Annotated in this window: 16 protein-coding genes; 3 read left to right on the top strand and 13 right to left on the bottom strand. The window is 54.7% G+C overall.

Translation table 11 applies throughout. From position 1 onward, the window contains the following. From BBB56_RS14210 to BBB56_RS14230, 5 genes are all read right to left on the bottom strand, one after another. Positions 1–1,619, bottom strand: a 1,619-nt coding sequence (locus BBB56_RS14210; protein ID WP_123801604.1) for an AAA family ATPase, incomplete at its 3' end; no start/stop codon positions are given. A gap of 391 nt (positions 1,620–2,010) precedes the next feature. Further along, positions 2,011–3,150 carry a radical SAM family heme chaperone HemW gene (hemW, locus tag BBB56_RS14215; protein WP_123801605.1) on the bottom strand — a complete coding sequence of 380 codons (1,140 nt, stop codon included), beginning with the start codon at positions 3,148–3,150 and terminating at the stop codon, positions 2,011–2,013. After that, a complete protein-coding gene (locus BBB56_RS14220) occupies positions 3,143–3,736 on the bottom strand; it encodes an XTP/dITP diphosphatase (protein WP_123801606.1) in 594 nt (197 codons plus the stop codon). Before BBB56_RS14220 ends, hemW begins: the two co-directional genes overlap by 8 nt. 17 nt (positions 3,737–3,753) lie before the next feature. Then, on the bottom strand, positions 3,754–4,308 hold the full coding sequence (locus BBB56_RS14225) for a YggT family protein (RefSeq protein WP_123801607.1): 555 nt from the start codon (positions 4,306–4,308) through the stop codon (positions 3,754–3,756). A 12-nt stretch (positions 4,309–4,320) separates the two neighbouring features. Beyond that, on the bottom strand, positions 4,321–5,028 hold the full coding sequence (locus BBB56_RS14230) for a YggS family pyridoxal phosphate-dependent enzyme (protein ID WP_123801608.1): 708 nt from the start codon (positions 5,026–5,028) through the stop codon (positions 4,321–4,323). A gap of 16 nt (positions 5,029–5,044) precedes the next feature. Here BBB56_RS14230 and BBB56_RS14235 point away from each other — a divergent pair, with 16 nt between their 5' ends. Continuing rightward, positions 5,045–6,157 (top strand): type IV pilus twitching motility protein PilT, encoded by a 1,113-nt coding sequence (locus BBB56_RS14235; RefSeq protein ID WP_123801609.1) that lies wholly within the window; start codon positions 5,045–5,047, stop codon positions 6,155–6,157. On the opposite strand, the gene ruvX is transcribed toward BBB56_RS14235, so the two are convergent. The 8 genes from ruvX to metK all read right to left on the bottom strand — a co-directional run bounded on the left by ruvX (position 6,079) and on the right by metK (position 13,486). Continuing rightward, positions 6,079–6,495, bottom strand: coding sequence for a Holliday junction resolvase RuvX (gene ruvX, locus BBB56_RS14240; RefSeq protein ID WP_123801610.1), 417 nt, complete (start codon positions 6,493–6,495; stop codon positions 6,079–6,081). The genes BBB56_RS14235 and ruvX overlap by 79 nt on opposite strands. Then, positions 6,495–7,058 carry a YqgE/AlgH family protein gene (locus BBB56_RS14245; protein WP_123801611.1) on the bottom strand — a complete coding sequence of 188 codons (564 nt, stop codon included), beginning with the start codon at positions 7,056–7,058 and terminating at the stop codon, positions 6,495–6,497. Before BBB56_RS14245 ends, ruvX begins: the two co-directional genes overlap by 1 nt. A gap of 81 nt (positions 7,059–7,139) precedes the next feature. Beyond that, positions 7,140–8,084 (bottom strand): glutathione synthase, encoded by a 945-nt coding sequence (gene gshB, locus BBB56_RS14250; RefSeq protein WP_123801612.1) that lies wholly within the window; start codon positions 8,082–8,084, stop codon positions 7,140–7,142. Positions 8,085–8,200: 116 nt separating this feature from the next. Continuing rightward, positions 8,201–8,932, bottom strand: coding sequence for a 16S rRNA (uracil(1498)-N(3))-methyltransferase (gene rsmE, locus BBB56_RS14255; RefSeq protein WP_123801613.1), 732 nt, complete (start codon positions 8,930–8,932; stop codon positions 8,201–8,203). 73 nt (positions 8,933–9,005) lie between these two features. Beyond that, positions 9,006–9,713, bottom strand: coding sequence for a deoxyribonuclease I (gene endA / locus BBB56_RS14260; RefSeq protein ID WP_123801614.1), 708 nt, complete (start codon positions 9,711–9,713; stop codon positions 9,006–9,008). A gap of 76 nt (positions 9,714–9,789) precedes the next feature. Further along, complete coding sequence (locus tag BBB56_RS14265) at positions 9,790–10,302, bottom strand: SprT family zinc-dependent metalloprotease (RefSeq protein WP_123801615.1); 513 nt, start codon at positions 10,300–10,302, stop codon at positions 9,790–9,792. A gap of 204 nt (positions 10,303–10,506) precedes the next feature. Further along, positions 10,507–11,904 (bottom strand): sugar porter family MFS transporter, encoded by a 1,398-nt coding sequence (locus BBB56_RS14270; protein ID WP_123801728.1) that lies wholly within the window; start codon positions 11,902–11,904, stop codon positions 10,507–10,509. A gap of 430 nt (positions 11,905–12,334) precedes the next feature. After that, complete coding sequence (gene metK, locus BBB56_RS14275; RefSeq protein WP_123801616.1) at positions 12,335–13,486, bottom strand: methionine adenosyltransferase; 1,152 nt, start codon at positions 13,484–13,486, stop codon at positions 12,335–12,337. A gap of 810 nt (positions 13,487–14,296) precedes the next feature. On the opposite strand from metK, the gene speA reads away from it, so the two are divergent. Both speA and BBB56_RS14285 read left to right on the top strand, forming a co-directional pair. Continuing rightward, positions 14,297–16,273: a biosynthetic arginine decarboxylase gene (gene speA / locus BBB56_RS14280; protein ID WP_123801617.1), complete on the top strand. Its 1,977-nt coding sequence runs from the start codon at positions 14,297–14,299 to the stop codon at positions 16,271–16,273. 716 nt (positions 16,274–16,989) lie between these two features. Further along, positions 16,990–17,766 (top strand): EAL domain-containing protein, encoded by a 777-nt coding sequence (locus BBB56_RS14285; protein ID WP_123801618.1) that lies wholly within the window; start codon positions 16,990–16,992, stop codon positions 17,764–17,766. Positions 17,767–17,873: the final 107 nt, after the last annotated feature.

Below are 17,873 nucleotides of genomic sequence, written 5' to 3' on the forward strand. Positions count from 1 at the left end.
TAGTTTTGCGACAGGCTGGATATTGGATCGTCAATGACAATAAGTTTTTCTCTGGCATCATATTCTTCGCGACTCCTTCTTCCCTGACAGGTTTCTATAAAATATAAAAAGGCAATCAGAGTTTTTTCTCCCTCACTTAAGCAATGAAATACTCTTTCTTGATTTTCGCCATTCGTTCGCTCCAGATAATAGGAATCTTGTTCTAAATCATGGAGCTTAATCCTAAAGCCAGATATGCCGAGTGCCTCCAGTCCATCATTTATTTTTTTCACTGTATCACTACAATTGACTATTTGACTTTGAAGTTCACGAATTTCATTATGTAAGGATAATAACGCCTCCTTTATCTGACGCTCTTGTTCTTCCAACTCATCTATATTTAATTTAATTTTAGAAAGTTTTTCATCATGTTTTGAAATTTCATCCATTGAAAGAAAACGAATGTGGCTACGCAGTCGTTGTTTCAGTTTTTCATATTCAGCTTGATAGTTATCAGCGCGTTGATTATGTTCGGTAATGTTTAAAGATAATATTTCATAGGCAGAGTTAAATGAGTTAATATGATTTGACAGGTCTTCTAAATAAATAGGTTGAGAAGGTGTAGAGATTTTTTTTAATATTAGTTTAAGATTGTTGTTCCAGCCCTTCATAAGATCGTTGAGCGCGCAGATAAGCGGACATTCTGGGGTTACAAGAGGACACAACATTGCTTCACTCGACCATTTTTTTGCTACATCAAGCCATTTGCTAATGCGTTGCGCTAAGTTCTCCAGCTGCATAATAGAATCTTTCCAGCTGCGTTCAAATAATGCAGAAATTTCCCGACGTAAATGATCTGCATCAATTTTACTCTGACAGAACGGGCACTCATCTTTGATTAGCCAGACTTGGCCCGATGCAACCCAATCTATGTTACCAAGTCTTGCAATTGCAGCCGAAAGCGTACTGTTTTCTGAAGGAATTAACATCTGATTAAGAAGTTCAATCTCTTGACTGTTTATAGATGGTATAGATAATGTTGGGATTACGGCAAGATGATTCCCTTGGCTTAGCTTAAGCGCCTGAAGCTCAGAAATGAGATTCGTAGTGGTTGTTGTAAGAACATCCGGATGTCCGATAATCGCATGATAGAGTCGGTCTCCCTGCTTAGCTCCGGCCATCAAATCCCATAGCTCAGTAGTTCTAATCTCAGCAACGCTCCCTCGAATCCTTTCAGCACATTTTTCGCGGACTTGTTTAGCAATTCGCTCATTTTTATCTTTGTCAGTTTTTATCCAATTGATTTTATCTTTTATTTTATCGGATTCTGCTTCTAGTTGTTCAATGCTGGCTCTTACCGTTGCATTCTCTTCACTTAAAGAAAAAATTCCGGGCTGGAACGCATTACTGAATAAATCAACAACGTATTCTTGGCTGAATACCAAAGTACGCATATCAAGTGGTGGACTGAGGCTGCATTGCCTGTAGTCATGATGGTTTGGACGGTAGAAAAACCGCGATATTGTGGATTTCCCCGAACCATTTTGGCCGTAAATCATCGTTACAGGTTCGCTTAAATCAAATGTCACGGGCTCAGGGCCACAGTAACTCCGTACCTTACTGAAAGAAAGTATGCTCATGGATGTCCCTTCCTGAAAATAAGCAGCGTTATTTTCTCTTCAGAGTAATTACTAGTGAATATGAGGTCCAGTAATAAATGAATACATGAGCTTATGATTTTCCTTTGTGATTTACTTTCATCTTAAATCGTGACAATCTTTGCACTTTGAAAGAAAATGAGTTGATTTTCTCCATTAATTGTTATTCGAATTTTTCACCATGAACCTAAACTAAGCTACAAAATAATACAGCCAACAATATATTCCTTTAGAGGAATGAGAATATCATTTCTTGCTATGTATTCCTGTATTGGAAAGATGTATAACCAGGTCCGAAATTAAGGCACAAGTCTTTTCCGCAATTCAAATTACCCAAACATGAAAAAGCCGACCCTCTGGTCGGCTTTTCCACTCACTCCTCCGCCAGAAACAGCTCCAGCAGCGAGTTTAAAAACAGCTTGCCCTTATCCGTGATCTGCCAGTGCGTCGCGCTCTCCGCCACGTAGCCTGCCGTAATCGCCGCATCCATCTGCGGACGAATTGTCTGCTCGCTTAATCCGGTGTAGCGGCTGAACTCGTCGCGCGGCGCGGCCTCCAGCAGTCGGAAGCGGTTCATAAAGTACTCGAACGGCTTCTCCGCGTCGGCCACCTCATACTGCTTCTCCTGATAGCGGCCTTGCATAAAACCGCGCGGATGACGCGTCTTCACGGTACGCACGATGCGCCCGTCCGGCTGGGTCAGCTTGCCATGCGCGCCGCAGCCGATGCCGAGGTAGTCGCCAAAGCGCCAGTAGTTAAGGTTATGCTCGCAGCGATAGCCCGGCTTTGCGTAAGCGGAGGTCTCGTACTGCTGATAACCGGCGGCGGTCAGCAGGCGATCCCCCTGCTCGAAAATATCCCACAGCGCGTCGTCGTCCGGCAGCGTTGGCGGACGCGAGCCAAACAGGGTATTCGGCTCAATGGTCAGCTGATACCAGGAGAGGTGCGGGGGATTGAGCGCAATCGCCTGTTTCAGATCGCTTAGCGCCTCCTCCAGCGACTGATCGGGCAGGCCGTGCATCAGGTCGAGGTTGAAGCTGCGCAGATGCAGGCCTTCAGCCAGCTGCGCAGCGCGCTTCGCCTCGTCGGGACCGTGGATGCGTCCCAGCCGTTCCAGCTTCTGCGGGCTAAAACTCTGCACGCCGATGGAGATGCGGTTAATGCCCGCGCGCTGGTAAGCGCTAAAGCGGTCGGCTTCCACGGTGCCGGGGTTGGCCTCCATGGTCACTTCCGCGTCGGCGGCCAGCGGCAGACGCGCGCGCACGCCATCCATCAGCATCTGCATGGCTTCGCTGCTGAGCAGACTTGGCGTGCCGCCGCCGATAAAGATAGTGCGCACCTCGCGTCCGTGCGTCAGCGGCAGATCGTTTTCCAGATCGCGCAGCAGGTGCTGCACATACTCGATGTGCGGCACCTCGCCTTTTAACGCATGGGAATTAAAGTCGCAGTAAGGACACTTCTGCACACACCAGGGAATATGGATGTACAGGCTTAACGGCGGTAAATCAGGCATTGCGCATCGCTTCCAGCAGCAGCGTCAATGCTTTACCCCGATGAGAAACCGCGCCCTTTTCCGTTTTGCTTAGCTCAGCGGCGGTTTTGCCCAGTTCAGGCACGTAGAAAATCGGATCGTAGCCAAAGCCGCCTTCACCAGCGGCGGAGCGGGTGATTTCGCCCGCCCAGCTGCCGTGGAACACCAGCGGCGTCGGATCCTCTGCGTGACGCAGATAGACCAGCACGCAGTGGAACTGCGCCTGACGTTCACCGTCCGGCACCCCATCCAGCGCCTTCAGCAGTTTTTCCAGATTGTCACTATCGCTGGCCGATTCGCCGGCGTAGCGCGCCGAATAGATGCCCGGCGCGCCGCCCAGCGCATCCACCGCCAGACCAGAGTCGTCGGCGATGGCGGGCAGACCGGTAATCTGCGCCGCATGGCGCGCTTTCAGGATGGCGTTTTCGATAAAGGTCAGGCCGGTCTCTTCCGCCGACTCTACGCCCAGATCGGTTTGCGCCACAATATCCAGGCCAAAGGCGGAAAGCAGATCCGCCAGTTCACGTACCTTGCCGGGATTGCCGGTGGCGAGCACAACTTTTTGCATAGCAGTTCCAGTCATATTTACAGCAGAAACCAGAGTCCGGGGAACAGGTCCATACCAAGGAAATTCAGCGCATAGAGCACCAGAATGACAATCATCGCCGAGAAGTCGATACCGCCCATTGCGGGCAGAACGCGGCGAATCGGCGCCATCAGCGGTTCAGTCAGTTGAACCAGCACATAGTCCAGCGGGCCGCGACCCTGGCTAATCCAGCTCATCAGCGAACGAATGATAATCACCCAGAACACCAGATAACCGGCGGACTTTACCAGCGACAGCAGGCCGACCAGCAGGTTCGCCGGATCGACTGAGAACGCGCCGACCTGAATCAGCAGCAGAATCGGGTACTTCAGCGTTGTCAGTACAAACGCCAGCAGCAGCGAGGCGGTATCGATCGGCCCGATGGCCGGAATAACGCGACGCAGCGGCTTAATAATCGGCTGAGTGATTTTGACCACGAACTGCGACAGCGGATTATAAAAGTCACAGCGTGACCACTGCATCCAGATGCGCAGCAGCAGCACCATCACGTACAGGTCGATCAGCGTTTTGACTAAAAACGTCAGTGTTAACATGGGGTTCCTCAATTATTGTTGTGGGTTGCGCGCAGCGTCTCGCGCGCCAAAAATCGCGGTGCCGATACGCACCATAGTGCTGCCCGCTTCGATCGCCGCTTCCATGTCGTCGCTCATTCCCAGAGAAAGCGTATCGACGTCGGGGTAGTGCTGCTTCAGCTGGCGGAAGGCATCAGCCATCTGCTGACACACTGCCAGCTGACGCGAGTGGTCGCTCTCAGGCGCCGGAATCGCCATCAGTCCGCGCAGGCGCAGTCGCGGCAGCGCGGCCACCTGCTGCGCCAGTTCGGGCAAAGCCTCCAGCATGATGCCAGATTTGCTGTTTTCGTCACTGATATTTACCTGAATCAACACATTCAGCGGCGGCAGCGAGGCCGGACGCTGATCGCTCAGGCGCTGGGCGATCTTCAGCCTGTCCACCGTGTGGCACCAGGCGAAATGCTCCGCCACCAGACGGCTCTTATTCGACTGCAACGGTCCGATGAAGTGCCATTGCACCTCAGGATGTGCGGCCAGCGCCTCAATCTTTTCAACCCCTTCCTGCACGTAATTTTCGCCAAAAGCAAGCTGACCGGCGGCGATGGCTTCTCTGACCGCGCTCGCAGGTTTGGTTTTGCTCACGGCAAGCAGGGTAACTTCTTCTGGATCGCGCCCGCATTGCGTTGCAGCAGCGCGGATTCGCTGACGCAGTTGCTGTAGGTTGTGCTGAATTGAGGTCATCGTCAGGAGGCTTTCTATGGAGTTGGAAGAGATCGTGGCGCTTAGTGTAAAGCATAATGCCGCCGATCTGCACCTGTGCAGCGGACATTCGCCGCGCTGGCGACGGCACGGCAGGCTGGAACCCATTCCGGATATCAGGCCGCTGACGGCTGACTGGCTGGCGCGCTTTACTGAGCGTTACCTTAACGCGCGGCAGCGCGAAGAGCTGGCGGCGCAGGGGCAAACCGATTTTGCGCTCTGCCTCGCCAGCGGCCAGCGGCTGCGCGCCAATCTGTTTACCCAGCGGCAGGGGCTGTCGCTGGCGCTGCGCACGCTGGCAACCGACTGTCCGGCGCTGGAAAGCCTGCACTTGCCGCCGGTGGTGTCGCGCTGGCTGACGCTGGAGGACGGGCTGATACTGGTCACAGGCGCGACCGGCAGCGGAAAATCAACCACGCTCGCCGCGCTGGTCGATGCGATCAATCGCCAGCAGGCAAAGCACATTATCACGCTGGAGGACCCTGTTGAGTTCGTGCATCAGAGCCAGCGGTCACTGATCCAGCAGCGCGAGATTGGCACCCACTGCGCCTCTTTTAGCCTGGGGCTGCGCGCCGCGCTGCGTGAAGATCCAGATGTGATCCTGCTTGGCGAGCTGCGCGACAGCGACACCATTCGTCAGGCGCTTACCGCGGCGGAAACCGGTCATCTGGTGCTGGCGACGCTGCATACCCGCGGCGCGGCGCAGGCGATAGACCGGCTGGTGGATGTCTGCCCGGCGGTGGAGAAAAATCTGGTGCGCACGCAGCTGGCGGGTAGTCTGAAGGCGGTGATGGCGCAGAAGCTGGTGCCGGCCAATGGCGGCGGTCGCATCGGACTGTTTGAGGTGCTCACCGCCACGCCCGCGATTGCCAACCTGATCCGCGATGGCAAAATGCATCAGATTGGCGGGCTGCTGCAAACCGGCGCGCAGGCTGGCATGCAAACCTTTGAACAGAGCCTGCTGGCACGGCAGCGGGAAGGGCTAATCGCCCGTGCGTCTGACGAGGGCGAACGGCCAGCCGAAAGCGGCGATCAGTGGGTCTCGAACCAGTCCTGCAAAATAATGGCGGCGGACTGCGAATCTACCGAGCCTTTATTCAGCGCTCGATAGCCGCCGCGCTCAAACAGGCCGGCGCGCGCCTCCACCGTGCTGAGGCGCTCGTCCTGTAGCTCAACGCGAATGCCGAAGCGGCCATGCAGGCGGCTGGCGAACTTACGCGCGCGCGCGGTCAGCGGCTGCTCGGTGCCGTCCATATTCAGCGGCAGGCCGACCACGACGAAATCAGGCTGCCACTCTTTCAGCAGACGCTCTATCTGTAGCCAGTCCGGCGTGCCGTCCTGCGCCTTCAGGGCGGCGAGAGGGCGGGCGCTGCCGGTGAGCTGTTGACCCACGGCCACGCCGATGCTTTTGGTGCCGAAGTCAAAACCTAACAGGGTTTGCGTCGTCATCAGGCGTGTCCCGCATCGCTGGCGATACTGTGAATATCGATGCCCATGCTGCGGGCGGCTTCGCGCCAGCGTTCGGCAATCGGCGTCTGGAACAGAATATTGCTGTTGGCCGGCGTGGTGAGCCAGGCGTTCTCCATCAGCTCATTCTCCAGCTGATCTTTCTCCCAGGCGCAGTAGCCCAGCGCCACCAGCACATGCTCCGGCTGCGAAGCCGTGCCGAGTGACTCCAGCACGTCGCGCGAGGTGGTGATCACCGTGGTGTCTGAGATACGAATGCTGGAGGAGAAGGTACGCTGCGCGGAGTGGAGAATAAAGCCGCGGTCGTCGGCCAGCGGGCCGCCGCTGAAAACAGGTTTATCCAGACGAATGGCAGGATCGCGCTCGCCAGAGACTATTTTCAGCTTCTTTAAAATGCCTTCGACCGTCAGGTTTTCCATCGGCTTATTAATAATTAAGCCCATCGCGCCTTCTTCATTGTGCTCGCAGACATAGACCACGGAGCGTCTGAAAAAAGGATCCTGTAGGGAAGGCATGGCAATCAAAAAATGATGCTGTAAATTCATTCTCACTCGATGTACCAAAAATAGCCGGCGCGCGGGCGCGCCGGTTTGGGTTGATCACGGAGCCTGGCTCCAGGGTCATGTTCAGCCCAGACGCTTCTCGATAGCGTCCATCAGCATACCGGTGATGGAGATCGGGAATGCGGCTTCGATTTCGCGCACGCAGGTCGGGCTGGTGACGTTCACTTCAGTGAGTTTATCACCAATGATGTCCAGGCCGACAAAAATCAGTCCTTTTGCTTTCAGCGTGGGACCGACGCGACGCGCGATTTCCCAGTCGCTTTCGCTCAGCGGGCGCGCTTCGCCGCGGCCGCCTGCGGCGAGGTTGCCGCGCGTTTCGCCGCCCTGCGGAATACGCGCCAGGCAGTAAGGCACCGGCTCGCCGTCGACGACCAGCACGCGTTTGTCGCCGTCTTTAATCGCTGGCAGATAATTCTGCGCCATGCAGAAGAACTGGCCGTGGTTGGTCAGCGTCTCGGTGATTACGCCGAAGTTCGCATCGTCCTGCTTCACGCGGAAGATAGACGCGCCGCCCATGCCGTCCAGCGGCTTCATAATAATATCGCCGTGCTCCTGCCAGAAGGCGCGCAGCTTCTCTTTGCTACGGGTGACCAGCGTATCCGGCGTAAACTCAGAGAACCATGCAGTATAGAGCTTTTCGTTACAGTCGCGCAGGCTCTGCGGTTTATTTACGATCAGCGTGCCCTGCTCTTCGGCGCGCTCCAGAATATAGGTGGCGTAGATAAACTCGGTGTCGAACGGGGGATCCTTACGCATCAGCACTACGTTTAGATCGGCCAGCTTGATCTCCTGCTCGCTGCCAAACTCGTACCATTTATCGTAGTTCTGATCCACGCTCAGCAGGCGCGTACGGGCATAAGAGACGCCTCCGCGCAGCGAGAGATCGCCCATCTCCATGTAGTGAATTTCGTAACCGCGGCGCTGTGCTTCCAGCAACATAGCGAAGCTGGTGTCTTTTTTAATGTTAATGGACGCGATGGGGTCCATAACGATGCCAAGTTTAATCATTATTCTCTCCTCAGAGAGGCGGTCTTTACCGCCCCGTTCCGTGCGGTCAGTCTGTGCTGACCAGTCAGGACGCCAGTGAGTGCTGCGCGCGTCTTAATATAAACCCTGATTATTCCCTAGCCCAGATCGCCAAACCTCACCTGAAGTGCCGTAATCGCGGTGAGCGCGGTGGTTTCCGTGCGTAAAACGCGCGGACCGAGCAAAATATCGGTAAAGCCGTGCTCGCCGGTCATGGCAATCTCTTCGCCGCTCAGCCCGCCTTCCGGCCCAATCAGCAGGCGAACCCGGTCAACCGGCTGCGGCAGGGTATTGATGCTGTGCTGCGCGCGCGGATGCAGGTTCAGCTTCAGACCGCTGTCTGCTTCGGCGCACCAGGCCTCCAGCGTCATCGCCGGGCGAATTTCCGGCACGCGATTGCGCCCGCACTGTTCGCAGGCGGCGATAGCGATCTTTTGCCACTGCTGGCGCTTTTTCGCCAGCCGTTCAGCATCCAGCTTGACGCCGCAGCGTTCGGAAAACAGGGGAGTGATCACGCTCACGCCCAGTTCAATGGATTTCTGGATAGTGAACTCCATTTTTTCGCCGCGCGACATCACCTGGCCGAGATGCAGAAACAGGGGAGATTCACGATCGTCAGGCTGGCCTTCAAGGACTCTTACTTTTACACGCTTTTTATCTGCAAGAGTGATCTCTGCCGCAAAAGTCAGATTAGTGCCATCAAAGAGTTCCAGACGCTGGCCGCTGGTCATGCGCAGGACGCGTCCAACATGATTAGAGGCGTCTTCGTCCAGCGTAATTTCGCTGCCGCTGGTTAAAGGTTCGGAATGATAAATGCGAGGTATGCGCATACAGGCCCTGAAAGCTGAGCGCCGCGCACGCGGCGCGGCGGAATCGAGAAGACGTTAGTGTAGGGCAGTGATTTTAACGCTGGCAAGCCTGCTGCACATAAGGATTGTGATTGCCCTGCACGCGGGCGATGCGCTGGTCGCGTTCACACTCCCAGCGGGAGACCGGATACTGCTTGTCCCAGACGGTAAAGAGCTGCGTCTGCTGGCGCGACAGGCGCAGATGATACTGGTCGCGCATATAGAAGTAGGTGCGCGCGATGGCGCCGCGGGCGCGGGCGGGCGGCTCGGCCTGTTTGTATTTAAAGTCGACCTTCATGGCGCACTGGCCGTACTGCTGTTCGCCGCCGTTCCACTGGCTGTAGGCGAAGTTGCCGCGATCGCCGTTTACTTCGCCCACAGCCGGTTGCAGGTTATGCAGATCGCTTTCGATGCGGCGATATTCCGCGTCTTTGCTGCAATTTTTGCGGCCGCCGTTCTGCCAGCACTGACGCTGATGGCCAAACTCCCAGGCCGGCATCACATGTTCCCACTCGATGCGCCCGGCGCGGCTGGCGTTTTTACGCACCTGATAGCCGCAGCTGCTGAGGTCGGGAATGCCTTTTTTACCCTGCCAGTTAATTTTACAGCCGCAGTAAAAGGAGCCGGGCGCATCGGCATTGATGGCGGCGGCGAAGATTTTTGCCTGCTGAAAATTATTCTGATGGTAGTTATCCAGCGAAAGCGCCTGAGTGGCGAACGGGGAGAGCAACAGCGTGACGGCAGCGATAAATTTGCGAGACATATTCCAGAATTCTACTCAGTCGGAAAAAGGGCGGCAGGGTAGCAGAATGGCGTAACGAGCGGAATGAGAATTGCCCTCAGGATGGCGAATAGTCGCCGGGTTTTAACAGGCTTTTGCAGCGGACGCAGCGATATTCGCTTTCGCCGCGCAGCACGCGGTTATGACGCCGGACGGTAAGATGATGCTGCTGACAGCCGCAGCGGTAGGGAAAGGTTTTCGCGCGCACCGAGGCGATCTCAAACTTATGGGTGCGGCGGGCGGGCACGCCAAGCACCTCCTGCATCATCCATTTCCACTCTTTGCCGTGCGGCGGCACGCGGCCAAACACTTTCCACACCAGCAGGTGCGCCAGCTCATGCGGCACCACTTCATCGACAAACGCCTGCTGGTTTTCCATCAGCAGAACCGGATTGAGGCGAATTTCCCACTTCTCCATCCAGGCGGTGCCTGCCGCCGTGCCGCGCTGCTGGTAAACCAGCGCCGGTTCGGCAAAGGGGCGCTCCAGCCTGTCGCTGGCAAGCTGAAGAAAGTGACGCAGCGAGCGCATAACGGCTTGCTGTACGGCGACAGGAAGGCGGGGTGTTTTCATGCCGGAAAGGATAAGCGGCGAAGGAAAGGAACTCAACCAAATAAAAAGGCGGGCTTTAAAGCCCGCCAGAGAGTTCGCGATGTGCTGATGTGGGTGACAAGGAGCGAGCGCAAAACGTCATCCCTGTCCGCTCGTCCCGCGCGCGGGACGCGTTGCGCCTGTCCATGTCACCGGGTTGCAGGCATCCGTGCCTGCTGCGGCTGGTTAGTCGTGCGAGCCGATGTCGCGCAGTTTCTTGCCGGACATCAGGTTACGCTCGATATGCTCCAGCGAGACGTTTTTGGTTTCCGGGATCAGCATCAGCGTCAGCACAATAAAGAAGACGTTCAGCAGCCCATAGACCCAGAAGGTCGGAGCGTTGCCCAGCGTATTCAGCATGGTGAGGAAGGTTGCGCCGACGATCATGTTGGCAATCCAGTTGGTGGCGGTAGAGACCGTGATACCAAAGTCGCGGCCTTTCAGCGGCTGGATTTCCGAACACAGCACCCAAATCAGCGGACCGGCGCTCATGGCGAAGCCAATGATAAACATCAGCAGCATCGCGATAGCGAAGTACTGCGCGCCCTGCGAATGGATGCCCATATGCAGCATGGTGCCCAGCACGCCCATACCGGCGGCCATCACCAGGAAGCCCAGGATCAGCGTCGGCTTACGACCCCAGCGGTCTACCAGGCCGATAGCGATAAAGGTCGCCAGCACGTTCACCAGGCCGACAATCACCGTTCCCCACATCTGCTCCGTGGTGTTGGAGAAGCCGGCGATCTCGAAGATTTTCGGCGCGTAGTACATGATGACGTTCATACCGGTAAACTGCTGCATCACCTGCAACAGCACGCCGAGGAATACCGCGCGGCGGAAGTTGCCGTTGCTCTGGAACAGCTGCCAGCCGGACTGTTTGATCTTCAGGCTTTCGCGGATCTCTTCCAGCTCGCGTTTCGCCTGCTCGCTGGTATCGCGCAGACGATCGAGCACGCGCTGGGCATCGCGGAAATCCCCTTTCGCCGCCAGCCAGCGCGGACTGTTAGGCAGGAAGACCACCCCAACCAGCAGCAGCACGGCCGGAATGGTGATAATACCCAGCATCCAGCGCCAGTCGCCTGATGCGCTGAACGCGGTATCAGAAAGATAGGCGCCGAGAATACCAATGGTAATCATCAGCTGATAAAGCGAAATCATACTGCCGCGAATTTTTTCCGGCGCGATTTCAGACAGGTAGAGCGGGGCGGTATAGGACGCCACGCCGACGGCCAGGCCCAGCACCACGCGCGCGACGATCAGCATGTCCGGGTTCGGCGCCATCGCGGACCAGAGCGAACCGATGACGAACAGGATAGCGCCGGCCATCAGGCTCTTCTTACGGCCCAGATGCGACGACATCCAGCCGGAGCCAATCGCGCCCACGGCCGCGCCAAACATCATCGAGCTGACGATCCACTCCTGCTGATGCGCCGTTACGTTAAAATCTTTGGCGATAAACGGCAGCGCGCCTGCAATCACGCCGATATCCAGTCCAAATAACAGGCCTGCAAGGGCCGCAAGAAAGCAGACAAAATAGGTCATCGCCTTGTTTGACGTTCTGCTTTTATGAGTGTTGCCAGGCATTTTGCCTCCGAGTTCATCCATCATTGTTGTTATCAATGTTAAGAAACCTTATCGGGGGAAAAAGTGAAGGCGATCACGCTAATGTAATCGCTTACACACGCTGAAACCCTGAAATTCAGCATTTTCAGCCCGAAAAAGTTAAATAACCAGTAAGGTATAGCACCTGTTAAGTTTCTGACATGGCGTCAATTATCGGCTATCAGAGGACGCTGAAAATAACGCATTTTCAGTGGAATAACCACGGCGGTTAAATCCTAAATAGCAGAAAAATAAAGCGTTTCAATTTGTAATCGGTAACACGCTTCCCATTGACGGGCCACAGAAGTGTAGTTGAGAAAAGAAAAAGTGCTGGAGAGGGGGCAAGAGGGAGCGGCAGAGGGGCAAAAACAGAGGCTATTCCCCGGATGGGGAACAGCACAATGTGATCAATTTACAGACCGGCAGCTTCGCGCAGCTGAGCAGCCTTGTCGGTTTTTTCCCACGGGAAGTGTTCACGACCAAAGTGACCATAGGCAGCCGTCTCTTTATAGATCGGCTGGAGCAGATCCAGCATCTGGATCAGGCCGTAAGGACGCAGGTCAAAGAACTCGCGAACCAGCAGCGTCAGCTGCTCGGTGGCGATTTTCTCGGTGCCGAAGGTTTCCACCATGATAGAGGTTGGCTCCGCCACGCCAATGGCGTAGGAGACCTGAATCTCACAGCGGTCAGCCAGGCCAGCGGCGACGATATTTTTCGCCACATAGCGCGCGGCGTAGGCGGCGGAACGGTCAACTTTTGACGGATCCTTACCAGAGAAGGCGCCGCCGCCGTGACGCGCCATGCCGCCGTAGGTATCAACGATAATTTTACGTCCGGTCAGGCCGCAGTCGCCCATCGGGCCGCCGATTACGAAACGACCTGTCGGATTGATATGGTATTTGGTGCTGGCGTTGATCCACTCGGTGGGCAGCACCGGCTTGATGATCTCTTCCATAACCGCTTCGCGCAGCGTGGCCTGGTCGATCTCTTCCGCGTGCTGAGTCGACAGCACTACCGCGTCGATGCCGACGATTTTGCCGCTGTCATACTGGAAAGTGATCTGGCTTTTCGCGTCCGGGCGCAGCCACGGCAGCGTGCCGTTTTTACGCACTTCTGCCTGACGCTGTACCAGACGGTGCGCATAGGTGACCGGCGCAGGCATCAGTACATCGGTTTCGTTGGTGGCGTAACCAAACATCAGGCCCTGGTCGCCTGCGCCCTGCTCCAGCGGGTCGGTACGGTCAACGCCCTGGTTGATGTCAGGAGACTGCTTGCCGATGGCACTCAGAACGGCGCAAGAATTGGCGTCAAAGCCCATATCGGAATGGACATAACCGATTTCACGTACGGTATTACGGGTGATCTCTTCAATATCGACCCATGCGCTGGTGGTGATCTCACCGCCGACCAGCACCATACCGGTTTTTACGTAGGTTTCGCAGGCCACTCGCGCTTTGGGATCCTGTTCCAGGATAGCGTCCAGCACGGCGTCAGAAATCTGGTCGGCGATTTTATCAGGATGTCCTTCTGATACGGACTCGGACGTAAAAAGGTGTTTAGCCATTCTGTTCTTTACCTTACAAATGGTTTGAATTCGACTGCATAGCGTAAGTGAGGTAATCCTACTTGACGCCCCTTCAGGCAAAGCCGCGAGCAGTTTAAGAAGTGTCAGTAAGCCAGGCTCGATCCGCCTGGATGTTAACCAGTTTAGATGGAAAACCATCTGGACGGCTATTTTAGGTTAAGGGATAAACGAAATGCCAGCCCTTTTTCTGTTTCCGCATTTTTCGGAAAAGCGGCGGCGGACAAAAAATCGTGACGCGAAACGGCGGCGCGCCAGCGAAACGCTTTGCATTTTTGCCCGCCGGACGGTATAAAACGCGGCGGCTGCCAGGGGCAGCCATCAGGATGACGCCGCTGTGCGTAGCCACTGTCAGAGTGCTGCTCTGGCATTCACCCAGTTTGTTTCCACATGCGAAAACATGTGTGGAGGTGACAGAAGTAATGAACCACGCTCTTCTTCCTTGCGGTTCTCTGCGCTCTGGCGGCGCGCTGGCGTTCTCCTTTCCTGCCTTACCTCTGCTTTACCGACGCGTCGCGCCCTGCGGTCATTATCCCGACACGCGCGCCGGTTAATCTGTTCTTCTTTTATTTACTTGCGCTGGCGATGGCTCGTCAGTGAACGTCGTGATGCATTCGGGGTCCACTTACACGTAACTGGCCTGGGTGTTTTACACTTAGTTTTATGCTTTTTCTTCCTGACCTCGCCGTCAGGCAGACGGGACAAAGCGTTTTATGTGGCAACTCATTAACAGACAGGGCGCGTCAAAACCGCATAACTGTTTCACATTCCAACAGAAATTCGAGGTTCGTGATGTCTGACGACATGAAGACTATCAAGGGTTCGTCAGCTGGCGAACAGGGTGTGCTCCGCTCGATGCAGGAGGTTGCAATGAACGATCGGGATGCCAGCAAAATGCTGCGTACCTATAACGTTGCCTGGTGGGGCAATAACTACTATGACGTCAATGAACTGGGCCACGTCAGCGTCTGTCCGAACCCGGATAAACCCGCGCTGCGCGTCGATTTAGCGAAACTGGTCAAAGAGCGCGAAGCTCAGGGGCAGCGCCTGCCTGCGCTGTTCTGCTTCCCGCAGATTCTGCAACACCGCCTGCGTTCCATTAACGCGGCGTTCAAACGCGCGCGCGAATCCTATGGCTACCGCGGCGACTACTTCCTGGTCTATCCCATTAAGGTTAACCAGCATAAGCGCGTGATTGAGTCGCTGGTTAACTCCGGCGAGCCGCTGGGGCTGGAAGCGGGATCGAAAGCGGAGCTGATGGCCGTGCTGGCGCATGCCGGTAAGACCCGTACGGTGATCGTCTGTAACGGCTACAAAGACCGCGAATATATCCGTCTGGCGCTGATTGGCGAGAAACTGGGACACAAAGTCTATCTGGTCATTGAGAAGATGACCGAGGTGCGCCTGGTGCTGGAAGAGGCCGAGCGCCTTAACGTGATCCCGCGCCTTGGCATCCGCGCGCGTCTGGCGTCGCAAGGCTCCGGCAAATGGCAGTCGAGCGGCGGCGAAAAATCTAAATTCGGTCTGGCGGCGTCGCAGGTATTGCAGCTGGTGGAAATCATGCGCAGCGCGGGCCGCCTCGACAGTTTGCAACTGCTGCACTTCCACCTCGGCTCACAGATGGCGAACATTCGCGACATCGCCACCGGCGTGCGCGAGTCGGCGCGTTTCTACGTTGAGCTGGCGAAGCTGGGCGTCAATATTAAATGCTTCGACGTGGGCGGCGGTCTGGGGGTAGATTATGAGGGCACGCGTTCGCAGTCGGACTGCTCTGTTAACTACGGCCTGAATGAATACGCCAACAACGTTATCTGGGCGATTGGCGATGCCTGTGAAGAGCATGGCCTTGACCATCCGACGGTTATCACCGAATCGGGCCGTGCCGTAACCGCGCACCACACCGTGCTGGTCTCCAATATCATCGGCGTCGAGCGTAACGAGTTCATCACGCCGCAGGCTCCGCAGGAAGAGGCCCCGCGCCCGATTCTCAGCATGTGGGAAACCTGGCAGGAGATGCACGAGCCTGACGTGCGCCGCTCGCTGCGCGAATGGCTGCACGACAGCCAGATGGATCTGCACGACATTCATACCGGCTATGCGTCTGGCACCTACGACCTGTCGCAGCGCGCCTGGGCGGAGCAGCTCTACCTCAGCATTTGCCACTATATTCAGCAGCATCTTGATCCGAGCAACCGCGCGCACCGTCCGATCATTGACGAGCTACAGGAGCGCATGGCGGACAAGATGTACGTCAACTTCTCGCTGTTCCAGTCTATGCCGGACGCCTGGGGTATCGACCAGCTGTTCCCGGTGCTGCCGCTGGAAGGGCTGCACAAGAAGCCGGAGCGCCGCGCGGTACTGCTGGATATTACCTGTGATTCCGACGGCACCATCGATCACTATGTTGACGGCGACGGGATTGCGACCACCATGCCGATGCCGGAATACGATCCTGAAAACCCGCCTATGCTCGGCTTCTTTATGGTGGGCGCCTATCAGGAGATCCTCGGCAATATGCACAACCTGTTCGGCGATACCGAGGCGGTCAATGTTTATGCGCGTGAAGATGGGACGGTTGATGTTGAACTGTCGGACGAAGGCGATACCGTTGCCGATATGCTGGAGTATGTGCAGCTTAATCCAGACGAGCTGATGACGCTGTTCCGCAATCAGGTAAAAGAAACCGACCTTGATGATGAGCTGCGCGCGCAGTTCCTGGAAGAGTTTGAAAGCGGCCTGTACGGCTACACCTATCTCGAAGACGAGTAACACCTCCTCTCTGAGCTGAGTCTCCTCTGAGGCTCAGCTCACACCGCGCCTGCCTTTTATACCTTTCTTTTCTTTTTTTATTGGTTATGTGATCTGACGCACGTTTCAGATGCTGTTAACAGTCTGAAACAGCTCACTGTTTCCCAGGCATCATGCTGTCGCCAAATTTTTGAGAAAAAACGAGACGTTAGTCTGCTCTGATTTTTAGCTGCCGCTTAGATTGTTAAAGATTCAATGGATTTTCTAATTCAAAAGCCTGCTTATATATAATTTTATCTGAACTTTATTACTAAAGTGAAACTTCCCTTCAGCATGATTTATTTGGGTTTTTCTGGAAATTATTTGAATGTGAGTTCCTGATGATATTTATCAGGATGGCTGATGTTTTTCATGTTTCATTTGATATTTTATTTATATAAAACAATGAAGTATATGAAATTCATTTCGTCAAGGTCTGTATTGCAATAAATTTATAGAATGTTTTGTGATTTTTGTTGCCTGAAAATTCGCGCTAAATCTGCGTATTGATTGCTTTTTCCTATTGATAATTCTTAGTGGTTTGGCTTAAATCTATTTTTCAAAGTGTAAGTTGTACGTTAGCATCTGGTTAAGGCGTTAAGAATGCTCTATGTTTTCTTAACTTTTTACATAAATTTTCCTGACATTTCCGTTGCTAATCTTCGGTAGCTGACTTTTCGGGTGGATCAGGTAGCAGAATGGGCCGTCAACTTAATTTCCATCAGCGCTATGTATTGCTGCTCGAGCCGATCCAGGCCCCTTCAGGGGAAACTATTGCCTGGGAGCTGTTAACCCGCTTTACCCACAGGGATGGGACTGTCCGCCAGCTGCCAGCGAATGACCCGCATCAGCCGTTTATCGGCATGCTGGCCGCAGAAAAATGGCAGCTATTTCTGCTTCAGCTGGAACAGATCGCGGCGCTGTATCAAAACGGCTTCTCCTGCATCACCAGTCTTAATATTGACAGCGATATTATTCACGGCATTTTGAAAAATGAGACCGTGCAGCAAAAGCTCGACCGCCTGCCTTTTTTACGCCTTGAGATCTCTGCCTTCTTTACCGAGCGCTATCACGCCCGTGACCGTTTGCTGTTGCAAAACCTGGCGGCAATGACGCCCGCGCTGCTCTGGCTGGATGACTTTGGCGCAGGCAGCTCGACCTTATCGATGTTGAACAGCGGGATATTTGAATACGTTAAAACAGATAAAACCTTTTTCCAGAAATACGGTGAAGCGTATCTCTTCGATACGTTGCTGAATCACCTTAATGAATTATGCCACGGCGTCATTGTTCAGGGCGTCGATACGCCGATCCAGCGCGCCGCGCTGGCGGGTAAAAAAATCACGGGTATGCAGGGAGACCAGTGGCACAGATGTAACCTGTCTGATTTTACTGAAAGTTTGATCATCAGCCATTCCGCCAAGCCGCTGAAAACACAGCGCGATACCGCAACACATTACCGCCATTTTTTATGATGTTTAGCCTTTGCCAGCAGTAAAGGCAAAGGCATGCCCACAGGGCTTATTAAAAAAATAAAAGTGATTCCCTCACCAGGATAAAGGCTCAACACGGCTCAGAGCGA

This window comes from Candidatus Pantoea deserta (genome assembly GCF_003813865.1).
Lineage (GTDB): Bacteria > Pseudomonadota > Gammaproteobacteria > Enterobacterales > Enterobacteriaceae > Pantoea > Pantoea deserta.